Source organism: Novosphingobium sp. BAM6, assembly GCF_057784955.1.
This window is the reverse complement of record NZ_JBYNTR010000018.1, coordinates 1-20,612: the sequence shown is the minus strand read 5'-3', so window position 1 is coordinate 20,612 and position 20,612 is coordinate 1. Positions and strand designations below refer to the sequence as shown.

16 protein-coding genes are annotated in these 20,612 nt (G+C 62.3%); 12 read left to right on the top strand and 4 right to left on the bottom strand.

The window, feature by feature from the left end; all coding sequences use genetic code 11:
• Positions 1-174: 174 nt before the first annotated feature.
• Positions 175-786, bottom strand: coding sequence for a hypothetical protein (locus AC3EC3_RS19130; protein WP_488491175.1), 612 nt, complete (start codon positions 784-786; stop codon positions 175-177).
• A gap of 163 nt (positions 787-949) precedes the next feature.
• On the bottom strand, positions 950-1,939 hold the full coding sequence (locus AC3EC3_RS19125) for a sterol desaturase family protein (protein WP_488491174.1): 990 nt from the start codon (positions 1,937-1,939) through the stop codon (positions 950-952).
• A gap of 315 nt (positions 1,940-2,254) precedes the next feature.
• Between AC3EC3_RS19125 and AC3EC3_RS19120 the strand changes: the two genes are divergently transcribed.
• Entirely contained in the window at positions 2,255-3,838 is a 1,584-nt protein-coding gene (locus AC3EC3_RS19120; protein ID WP_488491173.1) for a sulfotransferase family protein, read from the top strand.
• Between the two features lie 105 nt (positions 3,839-3,943).
• Here the strand turns inward: AC3EC3_RS19120 and AC3EC3_RS19115 are convergent, their stop codons facing one another.
• Both AC3EC3_RS19115 and AC3EC3_RS19110 read right to left on the bottom strand, forming a co-directional pair.
• Positions 3,944-6,379: a TonB-dependent receptor gene (locus AC3EC3_RS19115; RefSeq protein ID WP_488491172.1), complete on the bottom strand. Its 2,436-nt coding sequence runs from the start codon at positions 6,377-6,379 to the stop codon at positions 3,944-3,946.
• 196 nt (positions 6,380-6,575) lie between these two features.
• Positions 6,576-7,556, bottom strand: coding sequence for a sterol desaturase family protein (locus AC3EC3_RS19110; RefSeq protein WP_488491171.1), 981 nt, complete (start codon positions 7,554-7,556; stop codon positions 6,576-6,578).
• Positions 7,557-8,043: 487 nt separating this feature from the next.
• On the opposite strand from AC3EC3_RS19110, the gene AC3EC3_RS19105 reads away from it, so the two are divergent.
• The 11 genes from AC3EC3_RS19105 (at position 8,044) to AC3EC3_RS19055 (ending at position 20,207) form a co-directional block, all read left to right on the top strand.
• Positions 8,044-8,526: a CopG family ribbon-helix-helix protein gene (locus AC3EC3_RS19105; protein ID WP_488491176.1), complete on the top strand. Its 483-nt coding sequence runs from the start codon at positions 8,044-8,046 to the stop codon at positions 8,524-8,526.
• 227 nt (positions 8,527-8,753) lie between these two features.
• Complete coding sequence (locus tag AC3EC3_RS19100) at positions 8,754-9,836, top strand: putative urea ABC transporter substrate-binding protein (protein ID WP_488491170.1); 1,083 nt, start codon at positions 8,754-8,756, stop codon at positions 9,834-9,836.
• 56 nt (positions 9,837-9,892) lie between these two features.
• Entirely contained in the window at positions 9,893-10,711 is an 819-nt protein-coding gene (locus tag AC3EC3_RS19095) for an ABC transporter permease (protein ID WP_488491169.1), read from the top strand.
• Entirely contained in the window at positions 10,708-11,490 is a 783-nt protein-coding gene (locus AC3EC3_RS19090) for an ABC transporter ATP-binding protein (RefSeq protein ID WP_488491168.1), read from the top strand. Before AC3EC3_RS19095 ends, AC3EC3_RS19090 begins: the two co-directional genes overlap by 4 nt.
• Before the next feature lie 12 nt (positions 11,491-11,502).
• Positions 11,503-11,988: a CopG family ribbon-helix-helix protein gene (locus AC3EC3_RS19085; RefSeq protein ID WP_488491167.1), complete on the top strand. Its 486-nt coding sequence runs from the start codon at positions 11,503-11,505 to the stop codon at positions 11,986-11,988.
• Complete coding sequence (locus AC3EC3_RS19080; protein WP_488491166.1) at positions 11,981-12,805, top strand: urea amidolyase associated protein UAAP1; 825 nt, start codon at positions 11,981-11,983, stop codon at positions 12,803-12,805. The genes AC3EC3_RS19085 and AC3EC3_RS19080 overlap by 8 nt, the downstream gene beginning before the upstream one ends.
• A 19-nt stretch (positions 12,806-12,824) precedes the next feature.
• Positions 12,825-13,460 (top strand): urea amidolyase associated protein UAAP2, encoded by a 636-nt coding sequence (locus AC3EC3_RS19075; RefSeq protein ID WP_488491165.1) that lies wholly within the window; start codon positions 12,825-12,827, stop codon positions 13,458-13,460.
• Positions 13,457-17,053, top strand: a complete 3,597-nt coding sequence (gene uca, locus AC3EC3_RS19070; protein WP_488491164.1) for an urea carboxylase — start codon at positions 13,457-13,459, stop codon at positions 17,051-17,053. Before AC3EC3_RS19075 ends, uca begins: the two co-directional genes overlap by 4 nt.
• Entirely contained in the window at positions 17,050-18,834 is a 1,785-nt protein-coding gene (atzF, locus tag AC3EC3_RS19065; RefSeq protein WP_488491163.1) for an allophanate hydrolase, read from the top strand. Before uca ends, atzF begins: the two co-directional genes overlap by 4 nt.
• Before the next feature lie 37 nt (positions 18,835-18,871).
• Positions 18,872-19,816 carry a Vgb family protein gene (locus AC3EC3_RS19060; protein ID WP_488491162.1) on the top strand — a complete coding sequence of 315 codons (945 nt, stop codon included), beginning with the start codon at positions 18,872-18,874 and terminating at the stop codon, positions 19,814-19,816.
• 49 nt (positions 19,817-19,865) lie between these two features.
• Positions 19,866-20,207, top strand: a complete 342-nt coding sequence (locus AC3EC3_RS19055) for a 2Fe-2S iron-sulfur cluster-binding protein (RefSeq protein WP_488491161.1) — start codon at positions 19,866-19,868, stop codon at positions 20,205-20,207.
• The last annotated feature ends 405 nt before the right edge of the window (positions 20,208-20,612 follow it).

Genomic DNA, 20,612 nt, shown 5'->3' with positions numbered 1-20,612 from the left:
TGATCCAGTACCATCCGGATCGCCCGCTGCCGAACCTCAGGGGCAAACTTGTTCGTCGTCTTGCTCATCGTAGACCCTCACTCTCAGGAGTTAGGGCCTCCGGCAATCCCGGTGCGGTTCAACTTTGTGGTTTGCATCCCGTCAAAGAGGAGTCGGGAGATCCCGATCCTGCGCTCATGTGTCATAAAGCTTGCGCTGAAAAAGTCTGTCTATCAGGCGGCTCTCCAGAATTCGACCTACGATGTATAGTGCTGCGAAAATTCCTGAAAATACGTACGCTGATATGGGGGAGTACTTAGAACCTTTGGATTTGTCTTTTTTACCGTCTTTGGGCTTTTCAGGTGCCGGGGCGCCGAGGAACTTGTCGATCGGGTTTATCGGTGCGACAGTGTCCTTTTTTTTCTCCTCTTTGTCTTTTTTTTCTGAGGCAGCCGAGGATGTCTGCTCGTATCGCCCAACCGCGACGGTCAACTGTGCGAAAGCCAGAAAGAGCAGAGGCGCGAGGAAGCAGAACAGCAACGCACGGCTGACCAGATTGTAGTGCAGCACCAGCCCTGTATCGCCGTGCATGACCTGCAGCACGCCGCCATCGAAGATCGCCATCTTGTCCTGGGCGGCCTGGTCCTTCTTTCGGAAAGTCAGGGTATCGTGCTGCCGTTCGTGACGAGTGCCGTGCTGTCGAAAGAGAGGGGAAAGGCGATCGAAAGCATCCTCCTGCGACTGTCCGGCGGGTAGCGGAACTGTCCCCTTGATGTGCCATATCCAGTTGAAAAATCGCGCGTTCATGGGGTTCCAGTCGATAGGGATCTACGCCTTTGGCGCTTGTCGGCGGATGTAGCAGGTATCGCGGCGGTGCCTGTGCGACCGTGCGGCTGTCATGGGCGTCACCCGGTCGTTCCCGCGGAGTGGGCCCGCGCGAAAGAGGCTCGGCCGTGGCAATTCCTCCCAATCATTCGGCAGGCACGGCAGTTCCGGTCGGCGAGCGGTCGATCAGCGCCTTGAGCGAGCGCCACCCTTCGGTGAACGTATAGGTCATCTGCTCGCGGATGCTCATGCGGCGACCGCCTTCCATACCGAGAAGTTCGGCCTCGCCATCGACACAGGTGCCGAATATCCGGTCGATGAAGATGAAGGTGTTCGAGAAGTTGCTGCGGCTCGCTTCATAGTCCTGCGAGTGATGCAGGCTGTGATGTTCGGTGGTGTTGAACAGGAAGCGCCACCAGCGCGGCGTGTTGAAGCGCACGTTGATGTGCTGGTAGATGCCGATGGTAAGTCCGAACACGCCGGCGAGCAGGAAAGCACGGGGCAGGAAATCGAAGAAACCGCCGAAACCCAGGCCGATCAGAAACAGTTCGGTGGGATTGCCGACCGCGCCCTTGTTGATATTCAGCTGAGTGATGTAATGGTGGACCGAATGGCTCAGCCAGAGCGGATACCAGTTATGCATCCCGCGATGCATCCAGTACTGCCCGAAATCGAAGATGAAGGCGATGATGAAGGCCTGGACGAGCAGTGGCAGGCCGATGAACCACGCGAACTTTTCCCAGTGAAAGGCATGTTGGATCGCCTCGGTCATCACACCGTCACCGATGAAATTGTCGACCAGGCGCAGAACCGTGTAGCCAAGCCCCACATAGAACAGATCGGTGGTGAATTCCTTCCACGTCAGCTGCCAGCTTTCGTGGCGGGGAAAGAACTGCTCCATGATCAACAGCAGGATCTTGAAGCCGATACCGATGCCGATGGCCGTCGATGCCTTGGCGATAGAGTTGGGGGCATAGTACCAGAAGGCCAGCAATCCGAAGAGGACGGCAGGCTGAAAGCAGGTAAAGAAAACCTGCTTTAGCGGCCCACCTTCCACGCGCGGGATGTTTTCCCAACCCACCGTGACAGGGGCCTGGGTGCCGATCATCCGTTTGCCAACACGTACTCCGTCCATACGCCTAGTCCCTCGTATTAACTAGCCACCCGTCTTGGTAATACTATTTCTAAAAAGTGTAATACGGAGTCGTGATCGAGTCTATATCCTTGTTGCGGCTTTGCGGATTTTACCAAAAAAGGCGTTGCGGCGGTTGTTTATGTGCCATTTGCGCACCGGCCAAGGGACAGCGATAACCAAGGCAGCCTCGTTGCCGACCGAAACCGGGGGCGCTGAAAGTAGTCTGCAATCGATAGCGCGCCCGTCAAGCCTGCACAGCTCCAGCAGGCGCATGGAGATGCTTGAACCGCGCAGGCTTGCCGTTACACATCGTGCATGAGCAACGAGGAAAGCGCACGCGCCGCCTTGCGGGCAGGCGATCTGCGAGGGGCCGCAATGATGGCCCAGGATCTGGCTGTCCGAGATGAAACCCGACCTTTGGGCACCTTCCTAATGGCGATGGTCGCTGCCGAGCAAGGGCAGATACGCGCAGCGGTGAACCTGCTGGAGACGGTCTGTGGCGAGCTGTCTTGCGCAGAATACGAGGCACAAATGGCACGCCTGCTGCTCTTGTTGCGGCGTGAGCGGGAGGCCGGCGAATGGGCACGGCGTGCGCTGGCGACCGGGCCGCTGGACGCGCTCACCTTCGATACGATCGGCTGTGTGCTGGCACGGTTGGGGGACCACGAAGGTTCGGTTGAGCCCTTCGCGACCGCTGTCGAACGGGAGCCTGAAAATCCCGATTTCCGCTTCAATCTGGCTGCCGCGAGCGGGTTCACCGGCCGTGTTGCGGAGGCCGAGCGGCATTATGAGGCGCTGCTTTCGCACGCGCCGCGTCATTCTCGCGCGCATTATGCCTTGTCGATTCTGAACCGGCAGACGGAAGAGCGTAACCACATCGCGCGGCTTGAAGCGTTGGTCGCGCAAGTGCGTGCACCAGAGGATGAGCTGCGCCTGCGCTATGCTCTTGCCAAGGAACTGGAAGACATCGGGCGGTCCGCCGAAGGTTTTTCGCACCTTATGGCAGCCAATCGCGCCCACAAGCGGGCCACCGGCTATACCTTCGCGCAGGACGAAGCGGTGTTCGATGCGCTGGAGGCGGCTTTCGGAGCCGAAAGCCCCGTTCACGGACAAGCGGATACATCGGGCAGGGCGCTCTGTGCCGATGGGCCGATCTTCGTTGTCGGGATGCCGCGCACGGGCACGACGCTGGTGGATCGCATCCTGTCCTCGCACCCGCAGGTGGAGTCGGTGGGCGAGCTTCAGGCGATGCCTCTGGCGGTCAAGACCAGCGCGGCCACGCTATCCCGCACGGTGATCGATCCGGCCACTGTCACTGCCAGCCTGAACGTTGAGCCTGCGCGAATTGCCGAGGCCTATCGGGCGCGGGCCGAGGCGCACCGGCATCTTGGATTGCCTCGCTATGTTGACAAGCTGCCCGCCAATTTCCTCTATATCGGGCATATCGCCCGCGCGCTTCCGGAGGCGCGGATCGTCTGCCTACGCCGCAATCCGATGGATACGGTCTGGAGCAATTTCCGTAACCTGTTCGCGGTCGGCGCGGCCTACTATGCCTATTCCTATGATCTGATGGACATCGCGCGATATTATGTGCGGTTCGATCGCCTGATGACGCAGTGGGAGCGCCTGTTCCCCGGTCGCGTGCTACAACTGGACTATGAAACGCTGGTCTGTGATCAGGAGGGGCAGACTCGCAGCCTGCTGGAGCATTGCGGGTTGGACTGGGATGCGCGTTGTCTCGATTTCCATCGCAATGCCGCTGCCGTCGCCACGCCCAGCGCGGCGCAGGTGCGACGGCCGCTGAACGCGGACGGCATCGGTCGCTGGAAGTACCATGCTGAGCACATGCGCGATGTGCAGGCCTGTTTCGAGCGCGTCGGGATCGCCATGCCTGTCTGAAGCAGCGCAGGCACGCACAGCTTTCGCCATGCGTGCCTGTGTCGTGAAAGCGATAAGCCGAAGGATTAGAACAGGGCGAAACGTTCGCCCTGTTCCCGCTTCCCGTCAGAAGTTCACGGTGCCACGGATACCCACGACACGCGGCTGAGCGACCGACTCCGCATAGTAACGCGAGATCACGCCATCGTTGACCACACCGTAGCGCGTGAGGTCGTTGCTGACCGACGTGATGGCGTACTTGTCGAAGATGTTGGTGGCATAGACGCCCAGTTCGTAGCGGCCCAGCTTGTAGGTGATGTTGGCCTGATGCATCCAGTAGGATGGCAGGTCCTGACCACCGCCACGTTCGCCAACGCGGGTCAGAATGTCGCCGGTATAGGTTGCCGTCCAGCCGAACGTCATCGACCCCTTGCCTAGCGGCAGTTCGTATGTCGCGCCGATCGCGCCCTTGTTCTTCGCCGAGCCGGGCAGACGGTCGCCGGCATAGGCGCTGACGAGGCCGTCTTCGGTCGAGAGAAGATCGGGCACGTCCTGGGTCAGATGCGCGTCGAGGTAGGAATAGGTCCCCCGAATCGTCAGGCCCTCGATCGGGTGTGCCTCGAACGAGGCATCGATGCCCTTCGAGACCGCCTTGCCGCCGTTCACGGTGATGCCGATGGCGCCGTAATAGGTCTGGCTGGCCAGCTGAATGCCATCCCAGTTGATGTGATAGGCATCGAGCGAGAGCATCAGCTTATGATCGAACAGTTGGGCACGAACACCGATTTCGGCGTTCTTGGTCTTGTCGGGGCCATAGCTTTGCTCGCTGGGCAGGGCGCAGAGCGTCTGGCCGCTTGGATCGATGCCCGCGGCGTGGTCTGCGATCACCTCATCGCTGCACGGCGCAACGCGGTTGACGCCGCCGATCCGGTAGCCGGTCGACCAGGTGGCATAGGCCATGACATTGGGCGTGATGTTCCATGAGGCGTTGATCTTGTAGACAAGACCGCTGTCGCCGGTGGAACCGGTGTTGGTGGCATAGGTGTCGTCCCAAAGCGGGAGATAGGAACCACCATCGACATACGCACTGTACTTGTAATATCGCAGGCCGCCGGTCAGCTGGATGTCCGGCGTGAAGTGCCAGGTCGCTTCGCCATAGAGGCCCTTTTCATCATTCCGCGTTTTTACGAACGAGGAATACTCGTGGGCGTATTCGGGGTTCGAGTGGTCGGTGATGAAATCGGTGTCCCAGTTGTCCGCCTCGTTTGCCCATTCCGGGAAGCCGGGCACATATTCGTCGTAATTCGAATGATAGTGCTGGCGGTTCCAGAAGGCGCCTGCCGTCAGACTGAGCGGGCTGTCGAAGGTGGAGACAAAGCGCAGTTCCTGCGTGAACTCAGCCTCCTTGGCATGCGACTTGTTATAGCTGGAGAAGTCGGGGAAGGCCTCGTAACCGTAGTCCAGATCGATCAGCAGGTCGGTGTTGTCGTACTGGTACTTGGTCTTGCGCTGGGTGTAGGCGGAGACGAACGTCACCTTCACCGCATCGGCGATGTTGCCTTCCATCTCCAGCGAGAGCAGATCGCCGGTACGCGTCGCGGGTTCGAGGTAGCGCCAGGGGGCCTGGTACTTGCCTTCGCCGACCACGCCACCACCGGTTGCGGACTGGCCGCCGGTATGCGTGCGCTGATGGGCATACGTGATGAACGCGCTGAATCCGTCCCCGAAGAAGCCCAGCTGGTTACGCGTGGTGAACGTGCGCTCGTAGTTCACGTCCTTGTAGGAATTGAAATTTTCCGCGCGCTGTTCGGCGGTGCCGAGCGGGTTGGAGAGATCGCCCGGCTGCGGGTTCGATACGCCCGGCTCCTTCAGGACATCGGGGTAGTCGATATAGCCGGGGGTGAAATAGTAGCCGGTCACCGAGCGGAAGGCGATGTGGTCCTTCACGATCGGCACGTTGATGACGCCGTAACCCTGATAGCCGACATCCTTCGAGTGCGACATGCCCAGCATCTCGCCGTGGATCTCGCCGGAGTATTTGGTGGGATCGGGACGCTCGGGGATATAGCGGATCGCGCCGGCCAGCGTGCCGAGGCCATAGAGCGTGCCTTGCGGGCCGAGCAGCGTTTCGACGCGCTGCATGTCGATCAGCTTGAAGTCGTAATACATCGGCACGTCGCCAAGGTACATGCCGACGGCGGAGTTCGAGTTGTCGCCGCCTGCTGCGCTGGTGTCGTCCGCGCTCAGGCCACGCATGACGATCGTGCCCGCGCCGCCGGGGCCGGAATTCAGAACCGTGACGCCGGGCGTGAACGCGCCCAGATCGCGGATGTCCTGGATATGCTGGTCTTCCAGATCCTTGCCGCCGATTGCCGAGATATTGATCGGCGTGTTCATCAGCGTTGTTTCGCGGCGTGTTGCCGTGACCACGATGTCGCCTGCCGTGGGTGCGGCCGCCGCCGTGACGGCCTGTTCCTGCGCCATCGCCGGTGTGGCGAGCGCGATAGTCGACAACACCGTCGCCGATAGCAGAGTGACCCTCATGTCAGTACGAAATGCCATGGTATTACTACCCCCTTGTGGATGGCGCACGAAATCGCTCACCGCACGGGAGCGGATGCGAGAGGCGCCGGCTATTGTTGTGTTCCTGAATGCGCGGCCAGCTCGAGGCGGCCGGGATTATTGGGCGCTTTTGCGCCGGTCGGCTGTGGCGTCTGTCAGGACGGGCCGCACCGGGATGTCTGAACCGAACGTGGCACTAGGCCGGTGGTGCTGCGGGATTTCCTTTGTTGCGCAGGTGGTTGATGGCGGGTTGAAACGGGAAGAGGAACTGTTCGGCAACGGACAGCCGCCGTCGCTCGTCCTGTCCCACGATCCGGCTTTCACCTTCCCGGAAAGTGCCCAGCACGCGGTCGATCAGAATCAGCGAGTTGGCGTAATTGCAGCGAGTGCTCTCGTAATCGGTCGAATGGTGCAGGCTGTGGTGTCGGATCGTGGTGAAGAAGAAGGCGTAGAAGCGTGGCGGATCGGCGCGCACGTTGGCATGGGCGTACGTCGAGATCACGCCCAGCACGTTGATGGCGCAAAGCAGTGGTGCGGTATCGAAATCGAACAGGGCCACGACACTCAGGCTGATGAGGAACAGCTCGATCGGATTGCCGACCGCGCCTTTCATCGCGTTGAGCTGGGTGATGTGGTGGTGCGGTGCATGGGTCAGCCAGAACGGTGTCCAGTTGTGCATCAGCCGGTGGACCCAGTACTGTCCGAACTCGATCAGGAACACCACCATGGCGACCTGCGCCAGGAACGGCAGGTGCGCGCTCCACGGCGTAGCGATGCCGAGCGCTTCCTTGACGTGCTTGAGCGGGGTGTCGGCAAGATGCTCGGTCGCCCAGGCGATGGCGGTGTAGCTGAGCGCGACGTAGAAGATGTCGGTCGCGAACTCGCGCATGTCCATCCGCCAGCCTGCATTGCGCTCCAGTCCCCATTCGAGAGCCTGCACGAAAGCGGTGGTGGCAAGCCCTGCGATGATGATCGTCCAACTGTTGTCGACCCAGGCCTTCGGCGCGAGCCACCAGAATAGCACGATCAGCGCCAGAGTCGCCGGAGGCAGCAGATTGACGAGGATGGCGGAGACGGATCGTCGCGCCGTGGCGGGCGGCGCGGACTGGGTATCGCAAGGCTGGTCCGGTGCGAACGGCACCGCAGCAGCAGACTGGTATCCAGACGTTCGATCCATCGAAAATCTCCCTCATAGGCCGGTGTCGGCCTAGATTTTGCAGATCTTCTCTCCCGTCCCCGTTCGCTCGTTATGGCGATTGAGGGGTACGCTATCGATATTACGTATTTGGTCAAGAGTATTAATTGAATCTTCCAAATTTTGCTGCGGCTGGAGCCTGATCCGCGCAAAACTGCCAGAAAATGGGTTTTGTGGACTGTCTGGCGCCGCCGGGAATGTCCTGTTCTCAGACGACCATTGCTGGCTGTATCGCGGTCTGTGGCGTCGGTGTGACACCTGCCCGGTGTATCTTTGCTATCGGCCCGCGGCCTTCGGTATTACTTTCTGGACGACTGAATAATAATCTCGCATGGACATGGTGGTCTTTTTGCGCGAGGAGCAAGGAACATCGGCCCGCGCGCTTCCGGCAGGAGAGGTTTGCGTCGGCGTGGCGGGTGGATTGGCGAAGCGAGAGAAAATAATGAGCACCGAACTTGCGCGACTGAGCATGAGCCTGCCCGCAGATCTTTTCCGGCAGCTGGACATGATGGTGGAGGAGAGGGCGTTACCCTCTCGCTCTCAACTGATCGCGGAACTGATCCGCCATGCTCTGGCTGAGCATGAGGCTTTCACGCGGCCGGACGAGATGCTCGCAGGAACGGTCACCATCGTCTATCGCGGCGATCGGGGCAGGGTGCGTCAGCAACTGGCGGAAAGTCAGCAGGACTACCTCAAGGAAGTCATTTCCTCGCAGCATGTGTTTCTGGAGGACGATCAGTCGCTGGAAGTGCTGCTGGTGCAGGGGCCTGCAAACCGGCTGCAGGCCCTGTGCGACTCGCTGCGCGGGATTCGCGGCGTAAGTCAGCTTGGCCTGGTCACGACGACAGCTCTGCTGCCGCCGCTCCATGAGCAGGAACGCGGGGATGTGCGGGTGGACAGCGGGGACGTTGCCGGCAAGCGACAGGTCCGCAAAGGCGCGGAAGCGGGTTGAGGTGGGGTGGGGCGAATTTTATGCCCTGTGCTCGTCGCAAGATGACGGCAGGGCATGCCTCGTGCGATAGAAGTCCACTTAAACTTCTGATATAACGTAATTTATTCCGTGTCTGTGTGGTGCAGTCCTTATGTTAGCGTATTACGAAAAATATAGAATGTAATAAATTTTCAGATGGACAAGTCCCTCGGATGCAGCAATGCTGCAATGCGAAAGGGGACTGGGTCATGAACGTTTCCATCGGTAACATCGTCAGGGCAGCCACCATGGCAGGCGTGCTTCTGGCAACGGGTTGTTCGGGCGCATCGCAAAAGGCGCCGGGACCGAAGACGGAATTCAACATCGGCTGGTCGATCTACGCCGGATGGATGCCGTGGCCTTATGCCCAGCAGGCGGGCATCGTGAAGAAGTGGGCCGACAAGTACCACATCAAGATCAACATCGTGCAGGTGAACGACTATGTCGAGTCGGTGAACCAGTACACCGCCGGTAAGCTTGACGGTGTGACGCTGGCGAACATGGATGCGCTGACGATCCCGGCCGCTGGCGGCAAGGACACCAGCGCGATCATCGTGGGTGACTATTCCAACGGCAATGATGGGGTCCTGCTCAAGGGCGCAAACGATCTGCGCGCGATCAAGGGTAAGTCGGTTAATCTGGTCGAGCTTTCGGTATCGCACTATCTGCTCGCCCGCGCCCTGAGCACCGTCGGTATGTCGCTGCAGGACGTCAAGACGGTGAACACGTCGGATGCCGATATCGTCAGCGCCTTTGCCAGCCCTGATGTGACAGCGGCAGTTTCATGGAATCCGCAGCTCTCCACGATGAAGGCGCTGCCCGGCGCGCACGAGGTGTTCAGTTCTGCTGATATTCCCGGCGAGATCCTCGATCTGTTGGCTGTCGATACGAAAACGCTCAAGGCCAATCCCGATCTGGGTAAGGCGCTGGCGGGCATCTGGTACGACACCGCCGCCCTGATGAAGCGTCAGGATGCGCAGGGTCAGGCCGCGCGTGCCGCGATGGCCAAGATGGCAGGCGCCACGCCTGCACAGTTCGACAGTCAGCTGACCACCACCTATCTCTATGCCGATCCCAAGGCGGCCGTGGCGGAAGCGCAGTCGCCCGCGCTGGTCACGACGATGGACCGGGTGCGGCAGTTCAGCTTCTCCAAGGGGCTGTTCCCCGGCGCCAAGAGCGTCGATGCGGTGGGTATCGCTTTTCCGGGGGGCAAGACCCTGGGCGATCCCAAGAACATCGAGCTGCGCTTCGACGACAGCTTCATGAAGATGGCCGCCGACCACAAACTCTGATCCGGGAGCCTCGCTGGCCGAGGTTACGGACTATTCGCGGAAAATGGGGTTTGCGAATGCGTTGGGTGAACCGCCAGATCGGACGCAGTAACCGGATACTGCTCGGTGCCGTGCCGATCTTGCTCATTATCGTCGTCTACATGGCGCTGGCGGTCCAGCGCCATGAGGCGAACCCGGCGGACAAGATCCTGCCGTTGCCCGGCACGATGGTCGAAAGCATGCAGGCGCTGATGTTTCAGCCCGACACGCTGACCGGCCAGCTCACGTTCTGGGCGGACACGCTGGCCAGTCTGGAAAGGCTGGGGATGGGGCTTGGCATCGCAACACTCATGGCGCTGGCGGTCGGCCTTGTCCTTGGCGTGTTGCCGCCGGTGCGCGCCACGCTGGGGCCGCTGGTGACGGGTATTGCCGTGATCCCCCCGATCGCGTTGCTGCCAATTCTGTTCATCGCGCTGGGACTGGGTGAGACGGCCAAGGTTGCGCTGATCGTAATCGGTATCGCTCCGGTGATGATCCGCGACATTGCCGCCTATGTCATGGCACTTCCGCGTGAACAGATCATCAAGGCGCAGACTTTGGGCGCGAGTAGCTGGCAGGTCATGATCCGTGTGGCCTTGCCGCAGGCGATGCCGCGGTTGATCCATGCCGTGAGACTGGCGCTGGGGCCGGCCTGGGTGTTTCTGATCTCGGCAGAGGCAATCGCGGCCGATGTCGGGCTGGGTTACCGGATCTTCCTGGTGCGGCGTTATCTATCGATGGACGTGATCCTGCCGTATGTGGCCTGGATCGCGTTGCTGGCAATCGTCATGGATTTCGCGCTGGCCTGGCTCAGCAAGAAGCTGTTTCCCTGGGCTCACGATGGAGAAGGGCGATGAGCGGTCTTCTCAGCTTACGCAACGTATGGGTCGAGTATGGCGACAAGATCGTCATCGAGAACCTTTCGCTCGATATTACGCCCGGCTCGTTTGTTTCGATCATCGGCCCGTCCGGCGCGGGCAAGAGCAGCTTCCTGCGCCTGATCCTGGGGCAGGAGTCCCCGCATCGCGGCACGATCCTGCTCGACGACGAGCCGCTGGCGCCCGAGTGCGGGCCCGATCGCGGCGTGGTGTTCCAGCGCTATTCGGTGTTTCCGCATCTTTCCGCCTTGCGCAACGTGATGTTCGGAGCCGAATGTGAGAATGCGACGTTCAGCGCGCGGCTGTTCGGTGGCGCCCGTAAGCGTGCGCGCGACGAAGCGGTCGAAATGCTGACGGCGGTCGGCCTTGGCGACAGTCTGGACAGCTATCCGGCGCAGATGTCGGGCGGGATGCAGCAGCGCCTCGCGATTGCGCAGGCGCTGGTCAAGCGCCCGCGCATCCTGCTGCTGGATGAGCCGTTCGGCGCGCTCGATCCCGGTATCCGCGCGGATATGCACGATCTGATCCGGCGGCTCTGGCGAGAATACCGGCTGACGGTGATCATGGTGACGCACGATCTGCGCGAGGCGTTCTCGCTCGGAACCCGCGTCATCGCGCTCGACAAGCGTCGTCAGGACCCGCATGCGCCGCACCGTTACGGCGCGACGGCGGTCTACGATCTGCCGCTTCGCGCGCTGCCTTCGACGGCACCGGTTGAAAGTGAAATTATTACTATTGACGCTATTGGTAATACCTGACACTAATTTCCCATGAGTTCCGAAGCCGCCAGTTTAGCCCGTCTCAGCATGAGCCTGCCGGCGGATCTGTTCAGGCAATTGGACATAATGGTGACGGAGCGCGGGCTGCCTTCGCGCTCCCAATTGATCGCCGAGCTTATCCGCCATGCTCTTGCCGAGCATGAATCCATTCACCGTCCGGACGAGATTCTCGCAGGGACGATTACGCTGGTCTATCGCGGCGAGCGTGGCCGGGTGCGCCACCAGTTTGCCCAGATCCAGACCGGCTATCTGATGGAGATCATCTCTTCGCAGCACATCTTTCTGGAACACGATCAATCGCTGGAAGTGCTTCTGGTGCAGGGGCCCAGCGCGCGCCTCAGGGAACTTTGCGATGCCATCCGGCGCATCCGGGGCATCCAGCATCTCGAACTTGTGACCACTACCGCGCTTCTCCCGCCGCTGCACAAGCAGGGCTGGGGCGATACTCTTCAAAGACCGGAGCCGACCGATGACTGAGACTTTGGCAAACCCGCTGGCAGCGCGCGATCACGCCCGTGGCATGGCGGGCACGGTGGTCGATTGCATGCCGATCCTGCCTCCGCTGGCGGACGATATGCCGGCCGCTGTCGAAAGCGATGCGCTGTTGTGGGAAGAGACGATTGCACCGGGTGGCTATTCGTCGCGCAGGTTGCCGCGCGGCGCGCGACTTCGCCTGATCGATGTTGGTGGCGATGCCTGCGCTTCGCTGAACGTGTTCAATGCGGAAATGCCGACCGAGCGCCTGAACGTCGCCGATACCGTCAAGATTCAGTGGAACGCCTATCTGGGCGAAGGTAAACTGTTGCTGTCCGACATGGGCCGCGTGCTGATGAGCATCGTCGCGGACGAGGCGGAGACGCACGACTGCTTCTGCGGCACGTCGAATGCTCAGACCAATGCCGCGAAGTATGGCGAAGGCAGCAATAGCGGCAGCTTCCCGAACGGGCGGGACCGCCTGCTGCTCGGCGCTGCCAAGCACGGGTTGAGCCGCCGCGACGTTCATCCGTGCGTCAATCTGTTCAAGGGCAGCCGTATCGAGGCCGACGGCACGATCACGCCGCTGACCGGTCCGTATGCGCCGGGACGAAGCCTGGTGCTGCGCGCCGAGATGGATGTGATCGTGGTTCTGGCGAACTGCCCGCACGTTCTCGATCCACGTCCCGAATGGACGGTGACGCCGCTGCGGGCCACCGCGTGGCGCGATGCCGTTACCCAAGAGGACGATGCGGTGCGGACCGCGACGCCCGAAGGCCTGCGCGCCTTCCTGAATGTCGAAGACTATTACCGTCGCTGAAAAAAAGGGGTGGGCTGCGATGACCGTTGATCCTTATCTGGCCGATCTTCCGGGCCGCGTTGTTCACGACGAAACCGTGGCCGCGCGCGCGCCCTGGCTCCATCATGTTTCCGCCGGACAGACGCTGCGCATCGTCGATCTGGAAGGCAATCAGGCGGTGGACTTCCTGATTTATGCGCAGGCCGACGATACCGAGCGCTACAGCATGCAGGATACCGTTTCGGCGCAGGGCAACCTGTACCTTCGCAAGGGCAGCGTGCTGCGCAGCAACGAAGGCCGCGCGATGATGACCATCGCCGAAACCTCGGTGGCGCATCACGACACCATCGGTGGTGCCTGCTCGTGCGAATCCAATACCTTGCGTTACGGCCATCACACCAAGGCGCAGCATGCCTGCGTTGATAATTTCCTCGAAGCCAACCTGCTCGAAGGCCGCACCAAGCGCGATATCGTCGCCAACATCAACTTCTTCATGAACGTGCCGGTTGAAGCCGACGGTTCGCTGGGGATCGTCGATGGCATTTCCGCGCCGGGGCTCACCGTGGACTTGCGCGCGGACATGGATGTCGTCGTGGTCGTTTCGAACTGCCCTCAGATCAACAACCCGTGCAACGGATTCAACCCCACGCCGGTTCGGATGATTGTCGCCGTATGAACTTCGACACTGTTCTGATCGCGAACAGGGGCGCGATCGCCACCCGTATCATCCGCACGCTGCGCCAGATGGGCCTGCGCTCCGTCGCGGTCTATTCCGAGGCGGACGAAGGCTCGCTGCATGTATCCGAGGCTGACGAGGCCGTATGCATCGGTGGTGCGCGCGCATCCGACAGCTATCTCGATATCGCCAAGATAATCGCAGCGGCCCGGCAGACGGGCGCGGGGGCGATCCATCCCGGTTACGGTTTCCTTTCCGAAAATCTCGATTTCGCCAGTGCCTGCGCCGAGGCGGGGATCGAGTTCATCGGCCCGACGCCCGAGAACATCCGCACCTTCGGCATGAAGCACACCGCGCGCAGTCTTGCTGCGCAGCATGATGTGCCGTTGGCGCCGGGAACCGACCTGCTCACCAGCGAGGAAGACGCCGTGCGGGCGGCTGCGGAAATCGGCTATCCGGTGATGCTCAAGGCCACGGCTGGCGGTGGTGGCATCGGTATGCGTGTATGTGAGGCCGAGGCCGACGTGCGCGAAGGTTTCGCCACGGTGGCACGCCTTGGCATGAGCAATTTCGGCGATGCCGGGATTTTCCTCGAACGCTTCATCCGCCGTGCACGCCATGTCGAAGTGCAGCTGTTCGGCGACGGCAAGGGCCGTGTCGTCGCTCTGGGTGAGCGCGACTGTTCGCTGCAACGCCGTAACCAGAAGGTGATCGAGGAGGCGCCCGCCCCGCTGCTTCCGGTCGAAGTGCGCGAGCGGCTGATCGCGTCCGCGATCCGGCTGGGTGAGGCGGCCTGCTATCGCTCGGCGGGCACAGTAGAATTCCTCTACGATGCGCAAGGCGAGCAGTTCTACTTCCTCGAAATGAATACCCGTCTCCAGGTGGAGCACGGTGTAACCGAGGCGGTGCTGGGCATCGATCTGGTCGAATGGATGGTGCGCGGGGCAGCCGGCGATTACGCTTTCCTCGACAAGGATCTCGGGGCGCCGCAGGGCCATGCGATCCAGCTGCGTCTCTACGCCGAAGATCCCTCGCAGGACTATCGTCCGACCACGGGCACGCTGACCAATGTCGATTTCCCCGAAGGCGTGCGTGTCGAGACGTGGTGCGCGGCGGGCAGCGAGATCACCTCGTGGTACGATCCGATGCTGGCCAAGCTGATCGTTCATGCTCCGACGCGAGAGGCAGCCGTTGCGGCGGTGCAGAAGGTCGCGGACGAGAGTCGGATCGATGGGATCGAGACCAATCTGCGCTGGCTGCGCACGGTCACGCGCTCGCCCGAATTCGTCAGCGGCGACGTTTCGACGCGCGTGCTGGACGGTATCGAATACCACCCGCACTGCTTCCGCGTGATCGCCGGTGGCACCGCGACGACCGTGCAGGACTGGCCGGGGCGCCAGCATTACTGGGCCGTGGGCGTGCCGCCGTCGGGGCCGATGGACGATCAGTCGTTCCGCCTCGGCAACCGTCTGCTGGGTAATTCCGAAGGGCTGGCGGGGTTGGAAGTCACCGTCACCGGGCCGACGCTGGCTTTTGCGGCGCCTGCGCGTATCTGTCTTATGGGCGCCGATTTTGCCGCCACGCTCGATGGCGAGCCGGTCTCGCGCGGGGTGCCGGTCGATATCGCCGCCGGACAGACACTGGCGATGGGCCGTTCAACCGGCGGCGGCATGCGCGGGTATATCCTGTTTGCGGGCGGCCTGGACATAGCACCTTACCTTGGCAGCTGTGCGACTTTCGAACTGGGGCAGTTCGGCGGACATGCTGCCCGCCGTTTGCTGGCAGGCGATACGCTGCATCTGGCAGGACAGGAGGTCGGCGCCGCGCTGGCTGCGGTGCCGATGCCCGAGGTCTCGAGCACCTGGACGCTTCGGGTGCTTTATGGTCCGCACGGCGCGCCCGATTTCTTCACGCCTGCGGACATCGCGACCATCGTTGAGGCGGAGTGGCAGGTCCACTACAACTCGAACCGCACCGGCGTGCGCCTGATCGGCCCCAAGCCCGAATGGGCGCGGCAGGATGGCGGCGAGGCGGGGCTCCACCCTTCGAACATCCACGATAATCCGTACGCCATCGGCGCGGTCGATTTCACGGGCGACATGCCGATCATTCTGGGGCCGGATGGCCCTTCGCTCGGCGGTTTCGTGTGTCCGTTCGTGGTGATCGCCGCGGACTTGTGGAAGATCGGCCAGCTGACGGCGGGCGACAAGGTCTGCTTCGCCCCGGTGACGATGGCCGATGCCGATGTAGCCGCTGCGGCACAGCGCAAGCTGGTCGATGACGGCATTGCGCTCGCAGAAACCCCGGTGCGCAGCATCGAGACGCTCGATCCGGTGCTGGCAACTCTTCCCGAAGGGCCAGGCCGTCCGCGCACGGTCTATCGCCAGCAGGGCGACCGCAACATTCTGGTCGAATACGGCGCGATCGTGCTCGATATCGAGCTGCGTCTGCGCGTTCATGCGCTGATGACCGAGCTGGAGCGTCTGGCACTTCCCGGCGTGATCGACATCGTGCCCGGCATGCGCTCGCTCCAGTTGCACTTCGACGGCGTGGTGCTCGATCAGGCAACGGCGCTGGCCGCCCTGATCGCGGCGGAAGAGCGGCTGGGCGATCTGGAGGATTTCTCCATCCCCTCGCGCGTGGTGCATTTGCCGCTCAGCTGGCGCGATCCGGCAACGCTGCAGACCATCGAAAAGTACATGAACGTCGTGCGCGATGATGCACCGTGGTGCCCGGACAACATCGAGTTCATCCGCCGCATCAACGGGATGGACAGCGTCGAGGCGGTCGAGAACCTGATCTTCGAGGCGAACTACCTCGTGATGGGGCTTGGCGACGTCTACCTTGGCGCGCCGGTGGCAACCCCGGTTGATCCGCGCCACCGTCTGGTCACGACCAAGTATAACCCGGCGCGCACCTGGACGCCGCCCAATGTTGTGGGCATCGGCGGTGCTTACATGTGCATCTACGGCATGGAAGGGCCGGGCGGCTATCAGCTGTTCGGGCGCACCATTCAGGTGTGGAACACATACCGCCAGACCGACGCCTTCGTCGAGGGGCGTCCGTGGTTGCTGCGCTTTTTCGACCAGATCCGCTTCTATCCGGTGTCCGCCGAGGAACTGGCCGAATGGCGCCGCGATTTCCCGAACGGCCGCCGTTCGATCCGTATCGAACCGTCCGAGTTCCGCCTGTCCGACTACCGCGCCTTCCTGGCCGAGAACGCGGACTCGATCGGCGCTTTCGAGGCTCGCCGTCAGGGCGCCTTCGACGAGGAACGCTCCGAATGGCAGCGCCGGGGCGAGTTCGACCGGGCGACCGAGGCTGAGGCGAGCGATGCCGGTGAGGCTATCGACGTGACCGTGCCCGATGGCGCGGACCTGCTGGAAGCGCCCTATGGCGGCGTTGTTTCGCAGTTGCTGGTCTCGCCGGGCGACGAAATCGCCGTGGGTGATCGTATCGCCGTGGTTGAGGCGATGAAGATGGAAACCTCCATTGAAAGCTCGGGCGCGGGCACTATCGCCGCGCTTTACATGCAGGAAGGATCGCCGTTGCAACCCGGTTCCCCGATGCTGGCGCTGGTACGTCCGGCGTGAGCGCTCTCTCTCCCGATCGCCTCTACCGTCGCCGTGCCTCGGCCATTGCGGATGCTGTGAACGCGGGGCGGACTTCCGCCGTCGAGGTAGCCGAAGAGACGCTGGCCCGCGCCGAGGCCTATGACGCGCTGCAGCCGCAGATCTGGATCAGCCGGGCCTCGCGCGAGGATTTCCTTGCGGCGGCTCGCGCGGTGGATGTCCGGATCGCAGCGGGCGAGACGCTGCCGCTTGCCGGTGTGCCGTTCGCGGTAAAGGACAACATCGACGTCGCCGGATTCTCGACGACCGCCGGGTGTCCCGCCTTTGCCTATAAGCCCGACGGGTCGTCACACGTCGTGCAGCGACTGGTCGAGGCTGGCGCCTTGTGCCTGGGCAAGACCAACCTCGACCAGTTCGCGACCGGCCTTGTCGGCACGCGTTCGCCCTATGGCATCCCGCGCAATGCCTATGCGCTGGATTACGTCAGCGGCGGTTCCAGTTCGGGTTCGTCGGTTGCAGTAGCGGCAGGTGTAGTGCCGTTTGCTCTGGGCACGGACACTGCGGGGTCCGGGCGTGTGCCCGCTGCGTTCAACCACCTGATCGGCTTCAAGCCCAGTAAGGGCCGCTGGAGCACCAGCGGTCTGGTTCCGGCCTGCCGCACGCTGGACTGCATCACCGTCTTCACCGACGATACCGCCGATGCGCGGCTGATCGACACGGTGGTCGCAGGCTACGACGTGGCCGATCCCTATTCCAAGCCGCTGGCCGACAGGCCGGTATCGCTGCGCCGGATCGGCGTGCCCAGGCGCAGCCAGCGCAATTTCTTCGGCGATGCGCAGGCCGAGTATCTTTACGATAAGGCGCTGGAGGTCCTCGCGCGCTCTGCCGAAATCGTCGAGATCGACTATGCGCCGCTGCAGGAAGCCGCGCTGCTCCTCTATGGCGGTCCGTGGGTGGCCGAGCGCACGGCGGCGATCGCCGAACTGCTTGCGACCGAGCCCGATGCCATCGACGATACCGTACGCCGGGTCGTTGAGCCGGGGCAGGACGTTAGCGCGGTGGAGCTGTTCAACGGCATCTATCGCCTCGCGGCTCTGAAACGGCATGCCGATGCGCTGTGGGGCGAGATCGACATGATGGCGTTCCCCACGGCGGGCACGACCTATCGCGTCGTGGAACTCGCCGCAGCGCCGATCGCGCTGAACAGCAACCTCGGCTTTTATACCAACTTTGTGAACCTGCTGGACATGGCGGCGCTCGCCGTGCCCGCCGGGCATCGCGACAACGGCACCGGTTTTGGCATCACGCTGATCGGTCCTGCCGATACCGATCGTGCGCTGCTGGATGTAGCCGATACGTACCTGCGCGATGCGCAACTCGCACCTTTACCACCACTCGATCTTGGGGGAACTATGCAGACCGTGAAGCTTGCCGTTGTTGGCGCCCATCTCAAGGACATGCCTCTCCACTGGCAACTGACCTCGCGTGAGGCGACGTTCGTGGGCGCGTTCGAGACCGCGCCCAACTATCGCCTTTATGCGCTGGCCAACAGCACGCCGCCCAAGCCTGCGCTGGTGCATTCCGAAGAAGGCGCTGCGATCCCGGTCGAAGTCTACGAACTGGGCTTTGCCGAGTTCGGCAGCTTCGTGGCCGAGGTTCCGGCCCCGCTTGCAATCGGCACGGTGACGCTGTCCGACGGATCGAGCGTCAAGGGCTTCGTCTCCGAACCGCGCGCCACCGTAGGTGCCGAAGACATCACCGCACTGGGCGGATGGCGCAACTACATCGCCCAGCTCGCCTGACAGGGCAGGGCCGCCGACACAAACGGGGGATTTGCGGATGACGTGGAAATCCATTGCCTTTCTGGCGGCGCTCGGCGCGGCCTCCCTGTCTTCTCCCGCGCTGGCCAAGTCGCAGGAGAAGCAGGTGATCAGCGTGCCCGGCTTTGCCGACTTCCTTGCGGTTGACGGCAAGACGGTATGGGTCACTAACCGTGGTCGGGTCGAGCAATGGTCGCGCACCGGCATGCTGGCGCAAGTGCCGCTGGCACACCCTTGCGGCGCGATGGCGATCAGCAATCGTGCCTTGTGGGTTGCGGACTGCGCCTCCGGCACCCTGAACAGGATCGATCTGGCGACTGCCAAACTGACGGCGGCCATCGCCACGGGCATTGCCAATCCGAAGGGCGAACTCAACGTCGTCGCCGGAGCCGGTTCGGTGTGGGTTGCCAGTAAGGCAAGCGGCACGGTTGCGCGGGTGAACCCGAAGACCAATGCCGTCATCGCCAGCGTCACCGTGGCGCCGGGTACCTGGTACATGGCGTTCGGATATGGCGCCCTGTGGGCGGTAAGCGCCGAGCAGCGCCTGATCCAGAAGATCGATCCGCATACCAATCGCGTGGTTGCCAGCACGCCGCTGGGCAACGAGCCGGGCTTCCTCGCGGCCGGTGCGGGCGCCGTGTGGGTGCAGGAACAGGCTGACGGCACGCTTGCACGGATCGACCGCCATACCGGCGCGCTCACCAATCGCATTAAGGTGGACGACAACCTCAAGTGGGGCGACATCGATACCGGCAAGGGCAAGGTCTGGTTGCGCACGACCGACCATCAGGTGTTCGTGGCGATCGACGGCAAGACCTCTGCCATAGTCGGGCGCGTCGGCGATGCGGCGGGCAGCGGCGCGCTGCGTGTGGCGGGATCGAGCCTGTGGACCACGGCGCATGACCAGCACACGCTGACCTGGTGGCCGAAATCGGCCCTCAAGGCGGCACTTTCACACAAATGATGGCACCGCGCGGGGCTGAAAAGTCCGCGCGATCTGAAGGATTTACAGTATGTCCGACGTAGCTCAGAAGACCACCGTCCAGTTCCTCGTTCAGGATCTGTCCGGCACGCAGCACACTATCGAAGGTGAGATCGGCACTTCGCTGATGGAAATCATCCGCGGTGCCGGTATCGACGATATCCCGGCCTATTGCGGCGGTGTATGCTCGTGCGCCAGTTGCCATGTCCATATCAGTGCGGAGTATCTGGGCCTGCTGCAGGCGATGTCGGCGGATGAGAACGACCTGCTCGACAGTGCCGATACCCGTGCGGAAGGCTCGCGCCTGTCGTGCCAGATCCCGGCCGCGGAAGCGATGAACGGCATGAAGCTGGTGATCATCGCCTCCGAGTGACACCGCAGTGGCGGCGGGTGCCTCACTGCGGTTCGCCCCAGCGCTGCGTCGCTGCAAAGACTGCGGCTGCCGGGAATATCCTACACCCTGACGTTCCGCATTTCCCTCGGTCTCAGGCCAATGGAACGTCAGTCCTCCCGCGGCCATGCCCTTCCCAGCAGGGCATGGCCGTTTTTTCGATAATCCTGAATGATCGGGATTGAATCATTCAGGATAGGCAGGAGAAAGCATCGCGTCTGCTGGCGCTCCGAATCCACATCACCGGTTGGCGGCATTCCGTTCTGGCACTACTTTGGCAGAATTGTGTTTGGAGGTCTGGTGAGGGCGCATCCACAGTGAGGGCAACGCCCTGACGGTAAGCCAGACAATCGGTCAAGAATGGCCTGGCGCACTGCTGGCAGGCTG

What these genes read in the sequence shown, in the direction of transcription:
- uca (WP_488491164.1), top strand. Translation starts at nt 13,457, where the DNA reads ATGAACTTCGACACTGTTCTGATCGCGAACAGGGGCGCGATCGCCACC.
- AC3EC3_RS19100 (WP_488491170.1), top strand. Translation starts at nt 8,754, where the DNA reads ATGAACGTTTCCATCGGTAACATCGTCAGGGCAGCCACCATGGCAGGC.
- AC3EC3_RS19105 (WP_488491176.1), top strand. Translation starts at nt 8,044, where the DNA reads ATGAGCCTGCCCGCAGATCTTTTCCGGCAGCTGGACATGATGGTGGAG.
- AC3EC3_RS19120 (WP_488491173.1), top strand. Translation starts at nt 2,255, where the DNA reads ATGAGCAACGAGGAAAGCGCACGCGCCGCCTTGCGGGCAGGCGATCTG.
- AC3EC3_RS19060 (WP_488491162.1), top strand. Translation starts at nt 18,872, where the DNA reads ATGACGTGGAAATCCATTGCCTTTCTGGCGGCGCTCGGCGCGGCCTCC.
- AC3EC3_RS19115 (WP_488491172.1), bottom strand. Translation starts at nt 6,379, where the DNA reads ATGGCATTTCGTACTGACATGAGGGTCACTCTGCTATCGGCGACGGTG.
- AC3EC3_RS19085 (WP_488491167.1), top strand. Translation starts at nt 11,503, where the DNA reads ATGAGTTCCGAAGCCGCCAGTTTAGCCCGTCTCAGCATGAGCCTGCCG.
- AC3EC3_RS19075 (WP_488491165.1), top strand. Translation starts at nt 12,825, where the DNA reads ATGACCGTTGATCCTTATCTGGCCGATCTTCCGGGCCGCGTTGTTCAC.
- AC3EC3_RS19055 (WP_488491161.1), top strand. Translation starts at nt 19,866, where the DNA reads ATGTCCGACGTAGCTCAGAAGACCACCGTCCAGTTCCTCGTTCAGGAT.
- AC3EC3_RS19110 (WP_488491171.1), bottom strand. Translation starts at nt 7,556, where the DNA reads ATGGATCGAACGTCTGGATACCAGTCTGCTGCTGCGGTGCCGTTCGCA.
- AC3EC3_RS19080 (WP_488491166.1), top strand. Translation starts at nt 11,981, where the DNA reads ATGACTGAGACTTTGGCAAACCCGCTGGCAGCGCGCGATCACGCCCGT.
- AC3EC3_RS19095 (WP_488491169.1), top strand. Translation starts at nt 9,893, where the DNA reads ATGCGTTGGGTGAACCGCCAGATCGGACGCAGTAACCGGATACTGCTC.
- AC3EC3_RS19125 (WP_488491174.1), bottom strand. Translation starts at nt 1,939, where the DNA reads ATGGACGGAGTACGTGTTGGCAAACGGATGATCGGCACCCAGGCCCCT.
- AC3EC3_RS19090 (WP_488491168.1), top strand. Translation starts at nt 10,708, where the DNA reads ATGAGCGGTCTTCTCAGCTTACGCAACGTATGGGTCGAGTATGGCGAC.
- AC3EC3_RS19130 (WP_488491175.1), bottom strand. Translation starts at nt 786, where the DNA reads ATGAACGCGCGATTTTTCAACTGGATATGGCACATCAAGGGGACAGTT.